General features: G+C 56.5%; 16 protein-coding genes. 7 read left to right on the top strand and 9 right to left on the bottom strand.

The window, feature by feature from the left end; translation table 11 throughout:
• Window positions 1-134: 134 nt before the first annotated feature.
• Complete coding sequence (locus QZ292_RS00345; protein ID WP_294596170.1) at window positions 135-752, top strand: DUF308 domain-containing protein; 618 nt, start codon at window positions 135-137, stop codon at window positions 750-752.
• Window positions 753-828: 76 nt separating this feature from the next.
• On the opposite strand, the gene QZ292_RS00340 is transcribed toward QZ292_RS00345, so the two are convergent.
• Entirely contained in the window at window positions 829-2,592 is a 1,764-nt protein-coding gene (locus tag QZ292_RS00340; RefSeq protein WP_294596168.1) for a glycoside hydrolase domain-containing protein, read from the bottom strand.
• A gap of 217 nt (window positions 2,593-2,809) precedes the next feature.
• Here QZ292_RS00340 and QZ292_RS00335 point away from each other — a divergent pair, with 217 nt between their 5' ends.
• Window positions 2,810-5,260: a PQQ-binding-like beta-propeller repeat protein gene (locus tag QZ292_RS00335; RefSeq protein WP_294596165.1), complete on the top strand. Its 2,451-nt coding sequence runs from the start codon at window positions 2,810-2,812 to the stop codon at window positions 5,258-5,260.
• 34 nt (window positions 5,261-5,294) lie between these two features.
• Window positions 5,295-6,824 (top strand): sulfatase, encoded by a 1,530-nt coding sequence (locus tag QZ292_RS00330; RefSeq protein WP_294596183.1) that lies wholly within the window; start codon window positions 5,295-5,297, stop codon window positions 6,822-6,824.
• Between the two features lie 78 nt (window positions 6,825-6,902).
• Here the strand turns inward: QZ292_RS00330 and QZ292_RS00325 are convergent, their stop codons facing one another.
• Genes QZ292_RS00325 through QZ292_RS00300 form a run of 6 tightly spaced genes read right to left on the bottom strand, consistent with a single transcriptional unit; the run spans window position 6,903 to window position 12,269 of the window.
• Window positions 6,903-7,388: a GNAT family N-acetyltransferase gene (locus QZ292_RS00325; RefSeq protein WP_294596160.1), complete on the bottom strand. Its 486-nt coding sequence runs from the start codon at window positions 7,386-7,388 to the stop codon at window positions 6,903-6,905.
• 23 nt (window positions 7,389-7,411) lie between these two features.
• On the bottom strand, window positions 7,412-7,999 hold the full coding sequence (locus tag QZ292_RS00320) for a cupin domain-containing protein (RefSeq protein WP_294596158.1): 588 nt from the start codon (window positions 7,997-7,999) through the stop codon (window positions 7,412-7,414).
• A 12-nt stretch (window positions 8,000-8,011) separates the two neighbouring features.
• Window positions 8,012-8,833 (bottom strand): glycosyltransferase family 2 protein, encoded by an 822-nt coding sequence (locus tag QZ292_RS00315; protein WP_294596155.1) that lies wholly within the window; start codon window positions 8,831-8,833, stop codon window positions 8,012-8,014.
• Window positions 8,834-8,843: 10 nt separating this feature from the next.
• Window positions 8,844-9,665 carry a glycosyltransferase family 2 protein gene (locus tag QZ292_RS00310; RefSeq protein WP_294596152.1) on the bottom strand — a complete coding sequence of 274 codons (822 nt, stop codon included), beginning with the start codon at window positions 9,663-9,665 and terminating at the stop codon, window positions 8,844-8,846.
• 1 nt (window position 9,666) lies between these two features.
• Window positions 9,667-10,569: a glycosyltransferase family 2 protein gene (locus QZ292_RS00305; protein ID WP_294596149.1), complete on the bottom strand. Its 903-nt coding sequence runs from the start codon at window positions 10,567-10,569 to the stop codon at window positions 9,667-9,669.
• 5 nt (window positions 10,570-10,574) lie between these two features.
• Complete coding sequence (locus tag QZ292_RS00300; protein WP_294596146.1) at window positions 10,575-12,269, bottom strand: C69 family dipeptidase; 1,695 nt, start codon at window positions 12,267-12,269, stop codon at window positions 10,575-10,577.
• Between the two features lie 74 nt (window positions 12,270-12,343).
• On the opposite strand from QZ292_RS00300, the gene QZ292_RS00295 reads away from it, so the two are divergent.
• From QZ292_RS00295 to QZ292_RS00280, 4 genes are all read left to right on the top strand, one after another.
• Window positions 12,344-13,003, top strand: coding sequence for a YggS family pyridoxal phosphate-dependent enzyme (locus QZ292_RS00295; RefSeq protein ID WP_294596143.1), 660 nt, complete (start codon window positions 12,344-12,346; stop codon window positions 13,001-13,003).
• 24 nt (window positions 13,004-13,027) lie between these two features.
• Entirely contained in the window at window positions 13,028-14,005 is a 978-nt protein-coding gene (locus QZ292_RS00290) for a dihydroorotate dehydrogenase-like protein (protein WP_294596140.1), read from the top strand.
• Window positions 14,006-14,140: 135 nt separating this feature from the next.
• Window positions 14,141-15,979 (top strand): 2-oxoacid:acceptor oxidoreductase subunit alpha, encoded by a 1,839-nt coding sequence (locus QZ292_RS00285; RefSeq protein ID WP_294596137.1) that lies wholly within the window; start codon window positions 14,141-14,143, stop codon window positions 15,977-15,979.
• A gap of 26 nt (window positions 15,980-16,005) precedes the next feature.
• Entirely contained in the window at window positions 16,006-17,025 is a 1,020-nt protein-coding gene (locus QZ292_RS00280; RefSeq protein ID WP_294596134.1) for a 2-oxoacid:ferredoxin oxidoreductase subunit beta, read from the top strand.
• Between the two features lie 80 nt (window positions 17,026-17,105).
• Here QZ292_RS00280 and yidC read toward each other — a convergent pair whose 3' ends face one another.
• Window positions 17,106-19,013, bottom strand: a complete 1,908-nt coding sequence (yidC, locus tag QZ292_RS00275) for a membrane protein insertase YidC (RefSeq protein WP_294596131.1) — start codon at window positions 19,011-19,013, stop codon at window positions 17,106-17,108.
• Window positions 19,014-19,023: 10 nt separating this feature from the next.
• Window positions 19,024-20,649 carry a CTP synthase gene (locus QZ292_RS00270; protein WP_294596128.1) on the bottom strand — a complete coding sequence of 542 codons (1,626 nt, stop codon included), beginning with the start codon at window positions 20,647-20,649 and terminating at the stop codon, window positions 19,024-19,026.

The following is a 20,649-nucleotide window of genomic DNA, read 5'->3' as shown; positions in this document are numbered from 1 at the left end:
ACTAAAAGTTTTTGGTGCCGCTTTTTCCAAAAAGCGGCAGTCCTCTGCGGGTAGATACCAACAAACGAGCGATTTAATGCATGCTTGGCGTGATTTTTGTTAAGATTTTGGGATAAAACTTAATTTATATCAGGATGGAAAAGAGTATAAGAACCTATAATGCCTTGTTGTGGGGTATTGTAGCTTTGGTCGTCGGACTCGTGATGATCGTTTGGTCTGTCAGGATTCTGCAATGGGGGGTTAAGTTGATCGGCGTGGTAGCCATTGTAATCGGCGTCGTTCAGTTTATCGGATTTATGGTGCGGACTAAAGGGATGGCGGATCGGTGGAAATACCTGCCGATTGCCGCTCCGATTGCCGTGATCTGGGGAACGCTGTTGCTGCTCAGTCCGGAGTTGTGGACGAATCTCTTTTTGATTCTCTTCGGTGTGTTGTTGATCTTCCTGGGGCTCTACCAACTGGTCTCGATGTACAAAATCAAGAAAAGCGGGGTGAAAGTTCCCGGGTTTTACTTTTTCTTCTCGATTTTGCTGATGGTGGCCGGGATTTTCGCCGCCGCACAGCCGACCTATATGGCATCGTGGTTCATGACCTTTATCGGGGCATGGATTCTGGCCTATGGCGTGATGGAGATTTTCAGCTATTTCACCTTGCGGGCACCGTTGGAAAAACAGGACGCTCCGGTGGCCGACGAACAGAAAAAAGAGGGAGCCGAAGAACAAGCGGAAGAGGTGAAGAAGATCGACGAATAACAGACGGCAGATGTTCAAAAACGAGGCGGCTCTTTCGGGTTTTCCGAAAGAGCCGCCTTTGTTTGCCGCGCGGTTGTTACAGGCTATTCAGCAAGGCATGCAGTTCCGCCACCATCTCCGTAGCCGACCGGCCGCTCGCCGCCAGACCCTCCGGAGTGAATCCGGCCACCATTCTGTTCAACTTGTCGAGTTCCCGAGTCGCTCCCCTCGCTCCCAGCTCCGCCCGCAGCCGGACGATTTTTTCGCAGTCCTGAAGCCCTTCGACCAGCCGTTCGAAACGGATGCTGCTTCGCGGCCCCGGATAGATGCTGTATGTGTCGCCCGCCGCCCAGCTCCGGAAACGCGAGTCGCGCAACGGATCCGCCGTCCAGCTGTTGACCGCCCACCGCAGGTAGCCGTCATATCCGCCGGCCACGGCGTGCAGCACCGTCCACGCCGCTTCGGCCGGTGCCGAGAAAGTGAACGTATTCGGGAAAGCCTCCGTACAACACGTATAAACCGTACTGATCTGCCCCCGTTGTTCCCGCGCCTGTTTGACCTCTTTCGGGAACTGCTGGCCGTACGGAATACTCAGATAATAGAGGTCGGATTCGATTTCCGGATGGTAGTTCCCGGCCAGCGTGATTTTAAAATCGGGATCCGTGTTCCGAATCGCCTTGATCGCTTCGCGCATCGCCTCCATCGGCCGTTCGTCCATCGAAATGGCCGTCTTCTCGAACCACCCCTTTTCGCGCAGGTGGCGGGCAAAATCTTTCAGAAAAGCCCCCCAGTATTCCGTATAAGCCGGATCGCCCGGTTTCGCCTCGATAAACTGCACCCGGTTGGTCGCCTGGTCGTAGTAGTCGAACCGCAAGTCCCACGGAATCATCGTGTAGCAGTTGATCATCTCGTCGATGCCCACCTCGTTCATCATGAACTCGACCCATTTGTCGAAAACCGTATAATCGTAACTCCACGTGCTGTCGATCCGTCTGATGCGGGTAATCATGCTGTCGAAATGATCCTCCGTCTGGCCGTTCCACGGTTTGTACATGATGCTGGTCGTGATGGCCCGCTGACCCGCATCGGCCAGCATCCGCATGATCGGCAGCATGGCATCGAAATGTTCCCGGCTCCAGAGCGGCACCTGATAATAGCGTGCTACGGCGTAAGGATTCTGCCATAAATCCAGGTGGAACGCCCATTTTTTCGGCTCGGGCAGCGTCCGGGCCAATACCTCTACCTCGAAAGGCAGACTCAAGGCCTTGAAATTGGCTCCCGAAACGGTCAGCGTCCCCTTATACCTGCCCGCCCGGACGTCGGCCGGCACCCGTATGCTCAGCCAGACGGGCCGCGTCGTGCAGGCCTCGATGTCGAGCATCGGATTGATGTCGAGCACGTCGGCCACCAGCGACGAGTCCCAGTCCGCCTTGTTCGGCCGGTGACCGCATCCTCCCTTTCCGTCCTTATTGAGTTCGTCGGTCATCACATAACGCACGAAATGGGGCGTCACGTCTGCCGAAGGAATCACCGACGAACCGTTCCGCAATTCGCTCACCGTCACCTTGGCCTCTTTTAAATTCTTGCGTGTCCAAAGCACGGCCTGAGCATTCACCCGCTCGCCTTTCCAGGCTTTCAATTGCAATCGATTCGTTTTTTCCACCGTCGGAACATCCTGTTTCGTGTATCGGATATCGGTGCTCCCCCAGGCGAAGCGGACAGGCTGTGCCATCCGTTCCCACACCTCCCGGCCGTCGTGAGCCCGTGTGTCGGTCAGCTCCTCATAAGCGCCCAAAGGCTGCTGGGCGAGGGCGGTCGTTCCGCACAGGAACAAAAGAGAAAAAATTAGTGTATGTTTCATAAAATGAATGGGTTGGTTTTCCGTTTCGAGTCGGGTTTAAGCACCGGTCGGGAGCAAAGATATCGATAAATCGGGGGTGGAAAAAGGTTCCACATCAAAATCGGTCATCCGGTCTCGAATCATCCTCTCATGACGCTCGAAAGGTTGTAGATTAGGTCGCGAATTAGTAACTTGCGACAATTTTGAAAAAACTTCAAAATTCTGCTAACCCAAAACCATGAAAAAACTTTTTATTGCCGCTTTCCTGTGTGCTCCGTTGTTCGCAGCGGGACAGTTGCGGGGAACAGTCTATCACGATGTCGACGGGAACGGGGTACGCAGCGCCGCTGAACGCGGAGTGGCCGGCGTTTCGGTCAGCGACGGCCGGAACGTCGTGAAGACCGCCGCCGACGGCTCGTTCGAGTTGCCCGCCAATCCCCAGGCACGATTCGTAACTGTTACCACGCCGTCCGGATATGCACCGGCTGAGGCGCACTATATTCCGGTAGCGCAAGACAAGGCAAGTTATGATTTCGGTCTGGTGCGGAACGGCCATACCGGAGCTTTCGAATTCATCCAGATCACCGACACCGAGACTCCGACCCCGAAAGAGTGGATCGAAGATTTGAAAGGTTATGCGGCGGCCAATCCGACCGCTTTTATCATCCACACCGGCGACATATGTTATCAGCCGGGCGAGGACTTTCATGCCGCGAACGTACGGACACGGCATATGGGGGTACCGATGTACTACGCCATCGGGAACCACGACCTGCTGAGCGGGGATTACGGCGAACAGTATTTCGAAAATCTCTTCGGGCCGACGCGGTATTCGTTCGAGGTGGGGAATGTCCATTTTCTTTCTTTACCGATGCTGGGGGGCGACCACGCGCCTTCCTACTCGAAGAAACAGGTGCTGGAGTGGATCAGGAACGACCTGGCGCAGACCGATCCGAAGAAAAAGATCATTATCTTCAACCACGATCTGTGGTTTCAGGGCGACGATGTCGTGATTCGCGCCGAAGGCGACAGCATCGACATGAAAAAACATAACCTTGTGGCATTCGTCTACGGCCACTGGCACAGCCAGTATGCCAAGCGGGTGGACGGCGTGATGACCTACTGTGCGTCGACCCCCGACAAGGGCGGGATCGACCACTCGCCGGCTTGTTTCCGGGTCATCAGCGTGGATGCCGACGGGAATCTCTCGGATAAGACCCGTGCGCGGTATACCAATGTTCCGGGGCTGCTGGCTACGGCTCTGCCCGCGCAGCACGATACGATCGCGGCGGCGGGCGGCGTGATTCCGGTGCGGGTGAATACCTATCGGACGGTTTCGCCGGCGAAGTCGGTACGGGTGGCGCTGGTCGAAAATGGAAAGCGGGGGCGGATGGTGTCATTGGTGCCGCAGACCGACTGGAGCTGGAGCGGTACGCTGGCTGTCGGAAACCGGACGGGCGTGCAGCATCTGGTGGCCGAGGCTACCTTTGCCGACGGGACTCAGCTGGTCGATCACAGCAGTTTCGTGCTGACCGATGAGCCGGCAACGGTGCGTGTGGGGGATGATTGGGGCAATCTGGGCGGCAATGTGGCCCATTCGGGCGTGGCGGCGGCCGGAAAGGCGACCCATGCGCCGCGCTATGTGTGGTCGCAGAATGCCGGCGGGAATATCTATATGGTTTCGCCGGTGGTGGGAGATGGCAAGGTCTTCGTGGCCACGATCGACGACGACAACCTGAAAAAATGTGCCGTCGTGGCTTACGATGCGACGACCGGAAGGGAACTCTGGCGCTTCAAAACCGACAATTCGGTGAAGAATACGATGGTCTACAGCGACGGACTGGTGCTGGCGTGCGATGCGGCGATGCAGGTTTACGCCATCGACGCGGCGACCGGACGTTTGGTGTGGGATAAACAGTTGAATCGGTACGTTCTGCCGGAGAATCTGCACGGGTTGGCAGTGGCCGACGGCGTGGTCTATGCGGGGCAGGGGGGAAACTTCACGGCGCTGCGGGTGAAAGACGGCTCGGTGGTTTGGAAGAACGAGGCGTGGAGCGGCGGCGAAGGGACGCAGTCGACCACTACGGTGGGCGAGGGTGTGGTACTGGCCTCGTCGCACTGGAACGGGCTCTTCGCACACGACCTACAGAACGGACACCTGTTGTGGAAGAAACAGGACTCCAAGATTCGGTTCCGCGACGGATCGGCGACGATCTATGACGGACATATCTACCTGGCGAGTCGCGACGAGTTGTTCCTAATCAATCCGAAGTCGGGCGATATCCTGAAAAGCGCCGAACAGCAGGGGATTACCTTCGAGGGGGCTTGTGCGCCGGTGGTAACCGACCGGATGGTCTATGTCGGAACGGCCGATAAGGGCGTTGTGGCATTCGACCGTCGAACCTTCAAGCCGGTGTGGACGTATACGACTCGACCGGCCATCTTCTACTCGGTGCCTTACTATCAGGACTTCGAGAATTCGGTGGAGACGTCGCCGGTGCTGATCGGCGGGACGCTCGTCTTCGGCGCTTCGGACGGCTGGCTCTACGGGGTGGACGCCGAAAACGGACGTTTCCGGTGGAAACGCAACCTCGGGGCACCGATCTTCTCGTCGCCGGCTGTGAGCGGCGATGCACTTTGTGTGGCCGACTTCTCGGGAAATATCTATTGTCTGAAAATCAATGAATAGCTTCATGGTAAATAAATCGTTGCTTTTGGTCCCGATGAGCCTCTCGGCTCTCGGAGCCTCGGCCAAAAACAAACCGGAGACGGGGTGCGACAAGCCGCTGAACATCATCTACATCATGACCGACGACCACTCGTTCCAAACGATCAGTTGTTACGACGGTCGCTACAACACGACTCCGAACCTCGACCGGCTGGCGCGCGAGGGGGTGCGGTTCGGGAACAGCTTCGTGACCAACTCGATTTCCGGGCCCAGCCGGGCGGTGCTCGTGACGGGAAAACACAGCCACAAAAACGGCTTTCTCAAAAATGAAGGGGGACAGCCGTTCGACGGTTCGCAGCAGACCTTCCCGAAACTGTTGCAACAGAACGGCTATCAGACCGCTCTGATCGGGAAGTGGCACCTTTTCAGCGATCCGACTGGGTTCGACCACTGGGAGATTCTGCCGGGACAGGGTTATTATTACAATCCGGACTTCATCACGCCCGAAGGGACGCACCGCGAGCACGGGTATGTCACGAACCTCATCACGGACAAAGGGATCGACTATCTGGAACACCGCGACCGATCGAAACCGTTCTGCCTGATGCTGCATCACAAGGCGGTGCACCGGATCTGGATGTCCGACACCTGCGACCTGAGGGAGTTCGAAGATCGCACGTTCCCGGTGCCGGAGACTTTCTGGGACGATTATGCCGGACGGCAGGCAGCGCCGCTGCAGAAGATGAGCATCGATAAGGATATGGATCTGACGTACGACCTCAAAATGCTCGACAGCACGATCGTGACCCCGCTCAAGGGGGCTTACCTCTGGGGCGAGCGGGGGAGGATGACGCCGGAGCAACGGGCGCAGTGGGACAGCGTCTACCAGCCTCTGATCGATCGTTTTATGGCCGACAGCCTCTCGGGCAGGGAACTGGTGGAGTGGAAATATCAGCGCTATATGCGGGACTATCTGAAGAGTGTCAAATCGTTGGACGACAATATCGGCCGGCTGATGGAGTACTTGGAAAAAGAGGGACTGCTGGAAAATACGCTGATCGTCTACGCTTCGGATCAGGGGTTCTACATGGGCGAACACGGCTGGTTCGACAAACGGTTCATGTACGAAGAGTCGTTGCGTACCCCGCTGTTGATGCGGCTGCCGGACTGCTGGAAGGGGGTCGAACGCGGACGGGTCGTTCGGGAGATGGTGCAAAATATCGACTATGCGCCGACTTTCCTGACGCTGGCCGGAGCGACGGTGCCGGAAGATATTCAGGGCGTTTCGCTCGAACCGCTGTTGCGTGGCGAACGGCCGAAAGGGTGGCGCGATGCGATCTATTACCACTACTATGAATTCCCGGGCGAACATCACGTGCGGCGGCACTACGGCGTACGGACGGATCGTTATAAGCTGGTCCATTTCTATGGCGACGATATAGACTCGTGGGAGTTGTACGACTTGAAAACCGATCCGACGGAGTTGCATAACCGGTACGACGATCCGAAGTTGGCGAAGGTGCGGGCGCGGATGCACGAACGGTTGGAGCAGCTGCGGGAGCAGTACGACGACCGGACGGAGTAGCCTGCCAGAAACTGGATGTGAATCGGGGCGCGTTTCTTACAAGAAATGCGCCCCGTTCATTATCGGATACAGATAGAGTCAGAAAATCAGTTCCCAGAATCCCACATCGAGCCACTTGGCAAACTTCCATCCCACTTCTGTAAAATGGGCTACTTTACGGAAATCCAGCTTCTCATGCAGTGCGACGCTTGCCGTATTGGGCAGCGTAATACTCGCCACCGCCACATGAAAATTCGCCGCACGCAGCCGTCCGAGCAGTTCGGCGTAAAGCTGGCTGCCGATTCCCTTGCCCAGCCAGTCGCGGTGCAGATAGACGGTCGTCTCCACCGTCCGGTTATATGCCTCGCGTGTGCGCCAGGTATCGGCATAACAATACCCCAAGACTCTTCCTCCCTGCTCGTAGACCAGGTAGGGGAAATGAGCCGATATGGTCTCGATCCGTTTTCGCATCTCCGGGAGAGCGATCGGTTCGTTTTCGAAGGTCACGACCGTATCGGTCACGTAATGGTTGTATATTTCGCAGATGGCCGCCGCATCGTCGGCCGGACGTACCGGGCGTATCATATTTCCAAGTGTCTGACTTTCGTTTAGTATGGTGTGTAGAGCAGAGCCAGCACCCGTGCCGGCACATCGCTCTCATTGGCGAGAGAGTGGGGTACCACGGAGTTGTAATAGATGCTGTCTCCGGCCTCCAACCGATGGGTTTCGGTGCCGTAGTAGAGCGTCACCTTGCCGGCGAGTACATATAGAAACTCTTCGCCGGAGTGTTCCGAACGGAGTTCCGCGGTTGAGCCCGCCTCCGTTTTACCCGGCAAAACATCCACAATCAAAGGCTCCATATGCCGATCGGTTTTCTTCTGCGCCAACGCGTAGAAAGCAAGATGGCCGCTCCGTTCCGCCTCGTTTCCGACAAAAGCGGGCCGACTCTCCACGTCCGCCCGGCGCGACACCACTGCCGTGCGATCCTCTTCTCCCTTCCCGCCCCACAAGGTGCCGAGTTTGGCCCCCAAGGCTCTTGAAATCCGGATCAGCATCCCCAGCGACGGAGTGGCCTGATTGTTCTCGATTTTCGCCAGCTTATCCACATCGATTCCGGCCCGCTCCGAAAGCTCTTCGGGCGTGATGCCGTTCTCTTCGCGCAGCTGGCGGATGATCTGACCGATGATGGCTAACATATACGATGAGTTTTATGCTTCTGACAAATGTTTGTCTATACCGTTTTCACAACGGATCCGACCGGGATCGTTTTTGACCTCCCTCAGAATGGCTTCGTTAATCTGCAGACGCGCGTCCGACGATAACGGATGCCACATGTGATAAACAATGCCGCCCATTTTCAGGATCTTTTTCCGCACTCCGTTGTGCATCATCCGGAAGGCCAATTCGGCATCCTCGGCCCCCCATCCGGTTATATCTTCATTGAAACCATTGACGGCGATCAGATCGGATTTCCAGTAAGCGGTATTGCATCCCCGGATTCCCCGTTCGGCTTTTTTCCCGAATCGTTTGGTCAGGTAATGCCGCAACCAGCCGATCCGCAATCCGTTGAGCCAGAATCCGATTTTCCCGTCTCTCAAACGCGGTAATTCCTGAGTCCCGCTTAAAATTTTTCGGGTAATCTCTTCCGGCAGCAAAATCCGGCTGCCGCATACGAAATATCCCCGTTCCACCATTTCCAGATGGTCGGCGATGAAATGCCGGTCGAGAATAATATCACCGTCGGTCTGGATGATGTACTCTCCTTTAGCCTGCGCCAATGCTTTGTTCAGAATTTCGCATTTCCTGAAACCGTCGTCCGGATGCCAAACGTGTCGGATCGGTATCGAGATACGCTTCTGCATCTCTTCGATCAACTGCCGGGTTTCGTCCGTCGAACCGTCATCGGCAATGACCACCTCATCCGGTAATATCGTCTGCCGTGCCACGCTCTCCAAAGTTCGGCGCAGATATTCCGGTTTATTGTAAGTAGAAATCAACAACGTTGTTGTCAAGTCGCGTCCGAGTTGCATAGAATTGGATCTATTGGCTGTCATTCAGATATTTGTCAATCCCGTTCCCGCATCGTGTGATACCCTCGCTTTTCGTTCGGGCATGAATCCTCCGATTGTCAGCGAGGCGGTCGCGGGAGAGGATCGGATGCCACAGGTGATAAACAATCCCGCCGAATTTGAGCATCTTGTTCTTTACACCGCCGTTTCTCATGCGATGAACGACTTCGCCGTCTTCAGCGCCATAACCCACGATATCTTCGTTATAACCGTTCGCGGCAATCAGATCTCGCCGCCAGAAAGCCATGTTGCATCCTCGTATATGAGCCGCTTCCCGGTCATATCGTTTCGACAGATAACGTCCGAGCCAACCGATGCGGAAACTATTGGCGAAACTGCCACGCTGCGAACCGAATAATCCCCGGTGGCAGGAAAAACCTCTCTTCAATATCCGTTCCGTCGTTTTCGGTCCGAGGTAGACCCGGCTTCCGCACACCAGCCATCCGTGTTCTGCGATAGCCGCATGATCGGCAACGAAATGACGTCCGAGAACGATATCACCGTCGGTTTGTATGATGTAATCCCCTTTTGCCGCAGCAATGGCTTTGTTCCGAATCTCGCTAAGCCGGAATCCGGTGTCCGGATGCCAGACATGCTGAATCGGAACCGGAACCACCGACCGCATCTCATCGATCAGTTGTTTGGTCTCCTCTGTCGAGCCGTCGTCAGCGATCACGATCTCATCCGGCAAGACCGTTTGCCGTGCTACGCTCAGCAAGGTCTGACGCAAATAGTCCGGTTTGTTATAGGTCGAAATCAGCAGGGTAACGGTGAAGTTGCGTTTTGTCTTCATGCTATTCCCCTTTCGGTAATCCATAAGGTGTCCAGATGCTTTTCGCACGTGCCGTCTCTTTCCGAATGGCCCGATTCCGCGCCCATGCCTCCTCGTGGGCATATCCCCGTCCGTGCTCCAGATGCAACAAGACTGCCGAATAACGCACCTGCCGTCCCTTGATTCCCGCATTCATCAGCCGTTCGCCCAGCTCCCGATCCTCACCTCCGTATTCCATTCGTTCGTCATAACCTCCGACACGGAGCAAATCGGATTTCCAGCCCGAAGCATTTCCGCCGTTCCAAGTCGCCCCGGCCGGTGTCACTGCATTCAAAAAGGCTGCCCAGCCGGCCGAAGTCGTCAGTTTGTTGTTCCGGAACGATCGCTTCAGTCCGTGCTCTTTGAGCCATTCCCGGTCGAAACAGCGCCCGGTGAGAATATCCTCTTTGCCGATTAACCGGGAGAGCTCCATCGGCAGCCTCACCGCTCCGCCCGACAGAAAATAGCCGGGCCGGCGGAGACGGAGATGGGTCGCCAGAAAATCGCTCCGCGGAATACAGTCTCCGTCCGTCACCACGATGTATTCACTCCGGGTGGCCAGTATGCCCCGATTGACAATGCGGCACTTCCGAAATCCTGCGTCGGGCTGCCAGACGTAGCGCAGCGGAAAGGTCAGATGAGGCGTGATCCGATCCAGCATCTGTCGCGTCCGTTCGTCCGAGCCGTCGTCGGCAATCACCACTTCGAACCGCCCGCAGCTTTCGCTCTGCACCTCGTAGCCCCACAAAACCTTTTCGAGCCACTCCGGCTGGTTGTAAGTCGAAACGACAACGGAGATTTCAGGCTCCGTGCCTGAAATCTCCGGGATATAGTCGTACACCACGACCGCCTGCGGGTCGGATGTCGTATAGTCGGGTATCGTCATGCTCGCTATTTTTTACCGGTCGCCTCCACGACCTTCAGACGATCGCCTGTCGCCTGTTTGACCATCGCTTTCCACTCCTCGCTGTAGCCCGGGAAGTCCGGCATCGCCGGAATCCCCCGACCCTGTCCGTTGTCGGTAAATACCCCTTCGGCATCCTCCTTTTTGACATTCCCATCGATGTATTTCACCAGCAGGTAACGATCCAGCGCCACCCACGTATCGAACAGCCGCTGAGCCGTATTGACCGAATAATCGGTCAGGAAATCGATCGCCAGTTTCGGATCCTGCTTGTAGAGCATCTCTGCTGCACCGTCCACCGCCGGCTGTTCGGCGAAGCAGCGGTTTTCGAAACGATCCATCGTCCGTTTCACATCCGGATGGATGATATTGTAGCGCTGATAAGCGAAGTTGGTGACCCGGTTCACCACCCAGAACATCGACGTTTCCGAGTAGGTGGTCATATTCCCGTTCCCCACCGCATAGGCGTTCGGAATCCGGTCGATTCCGCAATAGAACGGCGTCAGCGGCGAGCTGTCCGTATCGTCCACCCCGAACCAGAGCACGCCCCCGATTGGGTCGGGCAACCATCCGCGGCATTCGCCCACATACCACCAGCCGGTCTGCTGCGTAGCGATGGCCCGTTCGTTGAAGAACTCTTCGTCCCCCACCTTGAAGGTCATCGGCCGCCAACGGTACGGCAGCTTGAACGGTCCCGCTCCCGGATCGCACGTCATATCCAATTCAGTCCCCTCATAGTGGTTCCGCATGAACTCCGCCACATCCTTGACGGTCAGTTTATGGTTCGGTTTCACCCACAGCGGCAACCGGTTTTTCGGGTTCCGTCCCGTCACGTGGTCGAGGTATTTGTCCATCCCGTCGGTCACCTGCCGGAAGACGCTCCACACGCGTCCCTCGCAACCCCGCATCCCGCTGTAGTCGAACGGGTTGTAGACTGCTGCGAAGTCGAAATCCTTGTCTTTCCCGGTGTACAGCCCCGCTTCGCGTGCAAACGAGATCACGTCCGGCGAGTAGATACAGTTTTCCGGGTCGTTCAACGGAAAGGTAGTGATCCGCGCCTGATTGGCATGCGCCGAGATCATCCCGTCCGGAATCCGCCGGGCCACCCACACAGCCCCCTTATTGGCGTTCTTGCCGTCGACGATCTTCGTCCCCTTCCCGATGATTTCGAGCACCCACACCTCGTTCGGGTCGGCCACCGAAATCGACTCGCCCGATGAGGCATAACCATATTCCGCCACGAGTTTCGTCATGAACTCGATCGCCTCGCGCGCCGTCCGACACCTCTGCAACGCGATATACATCAACGATCCGTAGTCGATCATCCCTGTCGTGTCGACCAGCTGGTGCAGTCCGCCCCAGGTGCTCTCGCCGATCAGCAGCTGGTGTTCGTTCATATTCCCCACCACCGAATAGGTGTGGGGCGCCTGCGGAATCTCGCCCAGCAGTTTGCCGCTGTCCCATTCGTAGACCTTCATCATCGTCCCGGCCGGATAGTCCGCCGCCGGACGGTAGTAGAGTTCGCCGTACAGCGTATGCGAGTCGGCCGAGTAGCTGACCATCGTCGAACCCGTCTTCGAAGCCCCTTTCGTCACCAGAATGTTGGTGCATGCCACCGCGCTTTGTCCGCCGCCCAGAAGGCCTGCGGTCAGCAAAGCCGCGAAAAGTTTTGTTTTCTTCATCCGTATGCAGTAAATTTGTTTGGTTCCGGTTCGCCGAACCGGGAATGACAAATATAAGCATAAAATCGAATCCAATGGGAACGATTGCTGAAAATCTGGTTCGTATCCGGGCGACTTTGCCCGAGACGGTCACCCTGGTGGCCGTCTCCAAGTTCCACCCGGCCGAGGCCCTGAGGGAGGCATACGCCGCCGGGCAGCGCATTTTCGGAGAGAGCCGCCCACAGGAGATGGTGGCCAAATACGAGACACTGCCCCGGGATATCGAGTGGCACATGATCGGCCATTTGCAGACCAATAAAGTCAAGTACATCGTGCCGTTCGTGTCGCTGATCCACTCGGTGGATTCGTGGCGGCTGGCCGAGACGATCGACCGCGAGGCGGCTAAGGCGGGAAGGGTCGTCGACGTGCTGTTGGAGCTGCATATCGCCCGCGAGGAGACGAAATTCGGATGGGATGTGCCCGAATTGGAACATTTTTTGCAGGATGGTTCTCTGACCGGACTCCGGAACATCCGGATCCGGGGGCTGATGGGGATGGCTTCGCTGACGGAGGATGAAGAACAGGTGCGGCGGGAATTTGCGGAACTGCACGCCATTTTCGAGGATTTCCGCCAGAAGTATCTGCCACAGATCGACACCTTGTCGATGGGGATGTCGGGCGACTACCCGATAGCTGTGGAGGAGGGGGCGACGATGGTCCGGGTGGGAAGCCGCATTTTCGGAAACAGACAATAATTTATAGAATAAACAGAACGAACTATGAACCGAATCAAGACGAAATATCTGGGTCTGGAGTTGAACAGCCCGGTGATTCTGAGCAGTTCGGGGCTGACCTCGAACCTCCAGCGGATCAAAGACGCCGAGATGGCCGGAGCGGGAGCCGTCGTGCTCAAATCGATTTTCGAAGAGCAGATCATGAGCGAAGTGGCCCATGTGGACAGCTACAGCGACTATCCGGAGGCGGCGGATTACGTGCGCGCCTATGTGGAGGAAAACCGGCTGGGCCTCTATCTCAAACTGATCGAAGATGCCAAACAACAGTGCGACATTCCGATTATCGCGAGCATCAACTGCCGGCAGGCCGGCGAGTGGGTCGATTATGCCCGGGTGATCGAGGCGGCCGGGGCGGATGCGCTGGAACTCAACATCTTCCTGCTGCCGACGGACAAAGAGACCTCGTCGGACGAGATCGAACGCAGCTACCTGAACATCATTACCCGGGTCAAGGAGGCGATCTCCATCCCGCTGTCGGTCAAGCTGGGTGCCGGATTCACCAATCCGCTGGCGATCGTCCGCGAAATCTATTACCGGAACGTGAAGGGGGTCGTGCTCTTCAACCGGTTTTATCCGACCGATATCGACATCGAAAAGATGGCGGTCACAGCAGGCGATATTTTCAGCCATCCGTCCGAACTGTCGAACGTGTTGCGGTGGACGGCTCTGGTCAACGGTTCGCTGCCGCTGATCGACGTAGCGGTCTCCACCGGAGTGCACTCGGGGGGTGATGCCGTGAAGGCTTTGCTGGCTGGGGCGTCGGCCGTCGAAATCGCCAGCACGGTCTACGAAAACGGACTGGAAGTGATCGGCGAAATAAATGCCTTCGTCTGCGACTGGATGAAACGCCACGAGTTCCAGACCCTGCGCGATGTGATCGGGCGGATGAATGCCAAAAACATTGCCGATCCGATGCTATACGAACGCACGCAATTCATGAAGTACTTCTCCAACCACGATTAAAACCATTCTTAATAGTTAATGTATTCTCGTCTTCGCCTCGACCCGAGAGGCGGAGACGTTTTTTTTGTGACGCAAAAAGGATTGTTTCTCCGAAAAAATGATAATATTTGCTGATGCAAATATGAACCCAAATATATGCAGCAAACAAAAGATGTAGTCATCCGATTCTCAGGCGATTCGGGTGACGGAATGCAGCTGACCGGAACGCTCTTCAGCGACACCTCGGCCCTCGGGGGAAACAGCATCGCTACGTTTCCCGACTATCCGGCCGAAATCCGGGCTCCGCAGGGAACGATGGCCGGAGTCTCCGGCTTTCAGGTACATATAGGAAGCGAGAAAGTATTGACCTCGGGCGACTACTGCGACTTGCTCGTCGCGATGAACGCCGTGGCTTTGCGCGCCAATCGAAAATGGCTGAAGAAAGGCGCCACGGTGATCGTGGATGCCGACAGCCTGACCGAAGCGGCGGTAAAACGGGCCGGCTTCCAGACCCTCGATCCGTTCGAAGAGCTGGGAATTACCGATTACAACATCATCCGTGCGCCGATCTCGTCGATGACCAAAGACGCGCTGGCACAGACCGGACTGGATACCAAGGCGGCGAACAAGTGCAAGAACATGTTTGCTCTGGGTATCTGTTTCTGTCTCTACGACATGCCGCTGGAGCATACGGAGAATTATCTCCGTCGCAAATTCGCGAAAAAACCGGCCGTGGCGGAAGCCAATATTCTCGCCTTGAAAGCGGGGTATAATTATGCCGCCAATACCCACATCTTCACCACGACCTACCAGGTGCCGGCGGCGGAGCTGCCCAAAGGCACCTACCGGACGATCGCCGGGAACCAGGCGGCGGCGTGGGGGCTGATCGCAGCGTCCGAGAAATCGGGGCGGCCTCTGTTCTGCGGCTCCTATCCCATTACGCCGGCGACCGCGATTCTCGAAGAGCTGGCCAAACGGAAAGACCTCGGCGTAAAGACCTTGCAGGTCGAGGACGAAATCGCCGGAATATGCACCGCAATCGGCGCTTCGTTCGCCGGGAATATGGCTGTGACGACCACCTCCGGGCCGGGGCTCTCGCTCAAGAGCGAGGCGCTGGGGCTGGCCGTGATGACCGAACTGCCTTTGGTGGTGATCGACGTACAGCGCGGCGGCCCTTCGACGGGGCTGCCCACCAAGACCGAACAGGCCGACCTGTATCAGGCGCTGTGGGGGCGGAACGGGGAGTGCCCGCTGGTTGTCATGGCGGCTTGTACCCCTTCAGGCTGCTTCGACGCCGCATTCATGGCCGCTAAAATCGCGATGGAACACATGACGCCGGTGGTTTTGCTGTCGGACGGCTATATCGCCAACGGCTCGGAAGCGTGGCGGATTCCGTCGATGAGCGACTATCCGGAGATCAAACCGCCGGTAGTAACGGAACGACCGGAAGGCGGCTTCCTGCCTTATGTCCGCGATCCGGAGCGGCTGGCCCGGAGCTGGGCCTTGCCGGGTTCGCCGGGGTGCGAACATCGGTTGGGAGGTCTGGAAAAACAGGACTGCGTGGGTTCTCTGTCGCACGACCCGCAGAACCACCAGCGGATGGTCGAACTGCGGGCGGAAAAGGTGGCCCGCGTAGCTAATTACATTCCCGAACAGGAAGTCTACGGCGACCGGAAGGGAGGCGATCTGCTGGTCGTTGGCTGGGGCGGCACCTACGGACAGCTCCGGACGGCGGTGGATACGCTGCGGGCCGAGGGCAAAAGTGTCTCGCATTGCCATTTCAGCTACATCAATCCGCTTCCGCGCGGGGTGGAAAAAATATTCTCCAAGTTCAAGAAAATCATCGTCTGCGAATTGAACACGGGGCAGTTCGCCAACTACCTCCGGATGAACTTCCCCCACATCGATTTCCTGCAATACAACAAAGTTCAGGGTCTGCCGTTTACGGTAGTCGAACTGACCGATCACTTCAAGACATTACTCACGCACGCTTAGCGCGCTCGAAACAGTAGTAACACATTATGGTACGATATACCCCACAGGATTTCAAAAGCGACCAGGAGGTCAAATGGTGTCCGGGTTGCGGCAACCACTTTATTTTGAACGCGGTGACCAAAGCGTTGCCCGAGGTGGCTGCAGAGCTTAATTATCAACATCAGCGATTTACGTTCGTCTCGGGGATCGGCTGTTCGTCGCGGTTCCCGTATTACGTGCATACCTACGGATTTCACGGGATTCACGGACGGGCGGCGGCAATTGCCACGGGGGTGAAGGTGGCGAATCCGACTCTGTCGGTCTGGGAGGTGACGGGCGACGGCGATGCCTTGGCGATCGGCGGGAACCACTTTATCCACGCCATCCGCAGGAATATCGACATCAACATCATGCTCTTCAACAACCAGATATACGGGTTGACCAAAGGGCAGTACTCACCGACCTCGCCGCTGGGGAAGGTGACGAAAACTTCGCCGTACGGAACGGTGGAGCACCCGTTCTCGCCGGGCGAGATCGTACTGGGGGCGCGGGGAACGTTCTTCGCACGGACGATCGACGTGGATGTCAACCTGACGAAAGACTGCCTGGTGGCTGCGGCGAAGAACGACGGGGCATCGGTGGTGGAAATCCTGCAAAACTGCGTGATTTTCAACGATAAGGCTTACGACGCTTTCCTCAATAAGGAGGTGCGGGAGGACAGTACGATTGTCCTGAAGCACGGCGAGCCGATGATTTTCGGGAAAAATCGGGATAAGGGTCTGATTCTCGACGGCTTGAAGTTGAAAGTCGTGAAGATCGGCGAGAACGGGATTACCCGGGCGGATATTTTGGTGCATAATGCCCACGAGCCGAATCCGGGGATTCACATGATGCTGGTGAACATGAAGGCACCGGAGATGCCGGTAGCCCTCGGAGTGATTCGGGCGGTGAAAGACCATACGTACGATGACCAGGTGCGGGACCAGCTGATCGAGGTTCGGATGCGGGCCAAGATCTTCAATGTCGACCAGCTGCTGCACAGCGGAGAGACTTGGGAGGTCAAATAAATCATTGGATAATTATCCAGAAAAAAGGGAGGGGACGAAATTGATTTTCGTCCCCTCCCTTTTTGCACGAGATTCTTTGTCTACCGTTTCCCACCCCGCTGTTGCTGCTGTTTGCGCAACGCCTCCTGCTGCCGCTGCATCTCTTCGAGGCGCAGCTGCCACTTCGATTTCTTGACCGGCTTTTTCGCATTCTCCATCATCTGGGCATGCAGTTTCTTCTCGTCCACGATATACCGGAACGCATAGGTCTGGCCGATGGTAATCAGGTTGGCCAGGAAATAGTAGTAGCACAAGCCCGCCGAGTAGTTATTGAACCAGACCAGCAGCAGAATCGGCATCAGGTAGAGCATCATGAACTTCATCCCCGGCATCTGCTGATTGCTCATCCCCGCCGACTGGGCATAGTTGATCTTCGAAGTGATGAAGAGCGAAACGGCCATCAGGAGTGCGAACAGACTCACATGGTCGCCATAGAACGGGATGCTGAAACCGCCCGGGAAATTCCAGATGCTGTCGTAAGACGACAAGTCGTCAGCCCACAGGAACGATTTGTCCCGCAATTCGATCGCCGCCGGAAAGAAGCGGAACATGGCGATCAGGATCGGGAACTGGATCAGCAGCGGCAGGCAGCCGCCCATCGGGTTGACCCCCGCCGAGCGATAGAGCTGCATCATCGCCTGTTGTTTCTTCATCGCATCCTCCTTGCGCGGATACTTCTCGTTCAGTTTGTCGATCTCCGGTTTCAGGAGCCGCATCCGTGCCGTCGAAAGATACGACTTATAGGTGAGCGGGAAAATCAGGAGCTTGATCAACACGGTGAGAATCAGGATGACAATCCCGAAGTTGGCGATATAACTCCCCAGGAAATCGAACACGGGGATGACCACATACCGGTTGATCCACCCGATAATCCACCAGCCCAGCGGAACGAGTTTCTGGAACTCCAGATCCCCGTACCGTTTCAGTACCGAGAATTTGTTCGGCCCGAAATAGAACCGCAGGTCATATCCTTCGGTCGTCGCAGCCGAGTAGGGGAGGGTCATCGCCGCCGAAAAGTCCTTGATATTATCGTCCGTCGGCGGGAAGGTGGCGTACTTCAGATCCGCCGACGCAAAGTTGTCATCCGCGACGATAATGGAAGAGAAGAACTGCTGTTTGAACGCCACCCACTGTACTTTGGTCTTGAGCTCTTCACTCTTCGTTCCGGTCGACATGCCGAGTTCCTCGATAGAGCGTTCGCCCGGGTATTTGTAAGCGATCGTCGTGTAGTTGTTCTCGTTCTGGAACCCTTTTTCCTCCTGTGGCGAGACGATGTTCCAGGCCAGTGTCACGTCCGGCTGGTTCGGCGCAAGTTCTCCTTTGAAGTGCGAAAGGTCGATCTTCATATCCACCAGATAGTCGTCCGGCCGAATCGCATAACGGTATTCCAAATAGGAAGCCTTTGCGCTGTCCGCATAGAGCCGGAAGGCGATTACGGTATCCGAAACCGTTTGCGGCGTAAAATAAAAGTCCGCCGTATTGATCTGCATCGGCGCGAAGAGGTTCAGGTTGAAGCGCGATCCCACTTCGGTAAAGAGCATCAGCGGCTCTCCGTTATATCGCTTGTACTCCTTGAGCCGTGCCGCTGCAATCCTCCCTCCCTTATTCGAGAAGGTCAGTGCGAAAAGATCGTTTTCGAGGGTGTAAAACTCCTCTTTTCCGACCAATTGGGCATTGTATATGCCGCCGCCACCCGGCACGGTTCTCACCGCCGGTGCCTGCGGATTCAAAGCCGCCGTATCCGGCATCAGACTCCCCTGATTGAAACTTTCGTCCGTAGTCAGCCCCTGCTGTACCGCCGGTGCATTGGCCCGCGCAATGGAGTCGTTTATCCGCTGCTGTTCCTGCTGCGCCGCCACCCGCTCGGTGTATTGTTTGTTGTTGTACCAGCTGAATCCGAACAAGAGTACGCCGATAATCAGCAAACCGATCAGTGTGTTTTTACTCATCTATGAAACGCTATTTCTGCTTGTTATCCCGATAATCGATGGCTGCAGCCACAAATCCGACGAAAAGCGGATGGGGGTGGATGACCGTACTTTTATATTCCGGATGGTACTGCACGCCGACGAACCACGGATGTCCTTCGACTTCGACCACTTCGACCAGATTGGTATCCGGATTGATCCCCGTCGCAATCATCCCCGCCGCCGCCAAAGCATCTTTGTACTTGTTGTTGAATTCGTAACGGTGCCTGTGCCGTTCGCTGATTTCGGCCTTGCCGTACGCCGCATAGGCATGCGATCCCTCCTGCAACCGGCACGGATAGGCGCCCAGACGCATCGTTCCGCCCTTTTCCGTAATCCCTTTCTGTTCCTCCATCAGGTCGATGACCGGATCCGGCGTCGCCCCTGTCTCGGTGGAATTGGCCTCCGCCAACCCCAGGACATTCCGGGCATATTCGATCACGCTGCACTGCATCCCGAGACAAATCCCCAGGAACGGAACACCGTTTTCCCGCGCATAACGTACCGCCGTGATCTTCCCTTCCAATCCCCGGTGTCCGAAACCCGGCGCCACGAGAATCCCGCTCATCTCGCCCAACACCTCGGCGACATTCTGTTCGGTCAGCTTTTCCGAGTTCACGTACTGCAGGTTCACCTTGACATGATTGGTCGCCCCGGCATGAATAAAAGCCTCGCAAATCGACTTGTAGGCATCCGGCAGCTCGGTGTATTTCCCGACCAGCGCAATCCGCACCGTCCCGTTGTCCGGATGTTTGACCCGATCGACGAAATCGCGCCACTTTTCGAGGTCGATCGGCCGATCGGTATCCAGTCCCAACTTCCGTAATGCCACGATGTCGAGTTTCTGGTCGAGCATCATCAGCGGCACTTCGTAAATGGTCGGCACGTCGAGCGATGCCACCACCGCATCCGCTTCCACATTGCAGAACAGAGCGACTTTCCGTTTCACCTCTTCGGTCAGCGGCATTTCCGACCGCAACACCAAAATATCCGGCTGCAACCCGTTCTCCTGCAACTGTTTGACCGAGTGCTGGGTCGGCTTGGTCTTCAGCTCGCCGCTGGCCCGCATATACGGAATCAGGGTCAAGTGCACCACCAGAGTGTTCCCGAACCCCAGCTCATACCGGAGCTGCCGCACCGATTCGATGTACGGCAGCGATTCGATATCCCCCACCGTACCGCCAATTTCCGTAATCACCACATCGTACTTATGCTTCGCCCCGAGGTACTGAATGCGCCGCTTGATCTCGTCCGTGATGTGCGGAATCACCTGAACGGTCTTCCCGAGGAACTCTCCCCGGCGCTCCTTGTTGATGACGCTCTGATAAATCCGCCCCGTGGTGACGTTATTGGCCTGCGAAGTCGGCCGCCCGAGGAACCGTTCGTAGTGTCCCAGGTCCAGGTCGGTCTCCGCCCCGTCCTCGGTCACGTAGCATTCGCCGTGTTCATACGGATTGAGCGTCCCCGGATCGACGTTGATATACGGGTCGAGTTTCTGGATCGTCACGGAATATCCTCTGGCCTGCAGCAACTTGGCCAGCGATGCCGCGATAATCCCTTTTCCCAGCGAAGAGGCGACCCCGCCGGTGACAAAAATGTATTTGGTCTGTGATTTCAT

The sequence above is a fragment of the uncultured Rikenella sp. genome (assembly GCF_910577125.1).
Classification (GTDB): domain Bacteria; phylum Bacteroidota; class Bacteroidia; order Bacteroidales; family Rikenellaceae; genus Rikenella.
Note: the sequence above shows the minus strand (reverse complement) of the source record. Positions and strands in the feature narration are given on the sequence as shown.

Coding starts and splice junctions, on each gene's coding strand:
- QZ292_RS00345 (WP_294596170.1), top strand. CDS start 135: ATGGAAAAGAGTATAAGAACCTATAATGCCTTGTTGTGGGGTATTGTA.
- QZ292_RS00340 (WP_294596168.1), bottom strand. CDS start 2,592: ATGAAACATACACTAATTTTTTCTCTTTTGTTCCTGTGCGGAACGACC.
- QZ292_RS00335 (WP_294596165.1), top strand. CDS start 2,810: ATGAAAAAACTTTTTATTGCCGCTTTCCTGTGTGCTCCGTTGTTCGCA.
- QZ292_RS00330 (WP_294596183.1), top strand. CDS start 5,295: ATGAGCCTCTCGGCTCTCGGAGCCTCGGCCAAAAACAAACCGGAGACG.
- QZ292_RS00325 (WP_294596160.1), bottom strand. CDS start 7,388: ATGATACGCCCGGTACGTCCGGCCGACGATGCGGCGGCCATCTGCGAA.
- QZ292_RS00320 (WP_294596158.1), bottom strand. CDS start 7,999: ATGTTAGCCATCATCGGTCAGATCATCCGCCAGCTGCGCGAAGAGAAC.
- QZ292_RS00315 (WP_294596155.1), bottom strand. CDS start 8,833: ATGCAACTCGGACGCGACTTGACAACAACGTTGTTGATTTCTACTTAC.
- QZ292_RS00310 (WP_294596152.1), bottom strand. CDS start 9,665: ATGAAGACAAAACGCAACTTCACCGTTACCCTGCTGATTTCGACCTAT.
- QZ292_RS00305 (WP_294596149.1), bottom strand. CDS start 10,569: ATGACGATACCCGACTATACGACATCCGACCCGCAGGCGGTCGTGGTG.
- QZ292_RS00300 (WP_294596146.1), bottom strand. CDS start 12,269: ATGAAGAAAACAAAACTTTTCGCGGCTTTGCTGACCGCAGGCCTTCTG.
- QZ292_RS00295 (WP_294596143.1), top strand. CDS start 12,344: ATGGGAACGATTGCTGAAAATCTGGTTCGTATCCGGGCGACTTTGCCC.
- QZ292_RS00290 (WP_294596140.1), top strand. CDS start 13,028: ATGAACCGAATCAAGACGAAATATCTGGGTCTGGAGTTGAACAGCCCG.
- QZ292_RS00285 (WP_294596137.1), top strand. CDS start 14,141: ATGCAGCAAACAAAAGATGTAGTCATCCGATTCTCAGGCGATTCGGGT.
- QZ292_RS00280 (WP_294596134.1), top strand. CDS start 16,006: ATGGTACGATATACCCCACAGGATTTCAAAAGCGACCAGGAGGTCAAA.
- yidC (WP_294596131.1), bottom strand. CDS start 19,013: ATGAGTAAAAACACACTGATCGGTTTGCTGATTATCGGCGTACTCTTG.
- QZ292_RS00270 (WP_294596128.1), bottom strand. CDS start 20,649: ATGAAATCACAGACCAAATACATTTTTGTCACCGGCGGGGTCGCCTCT.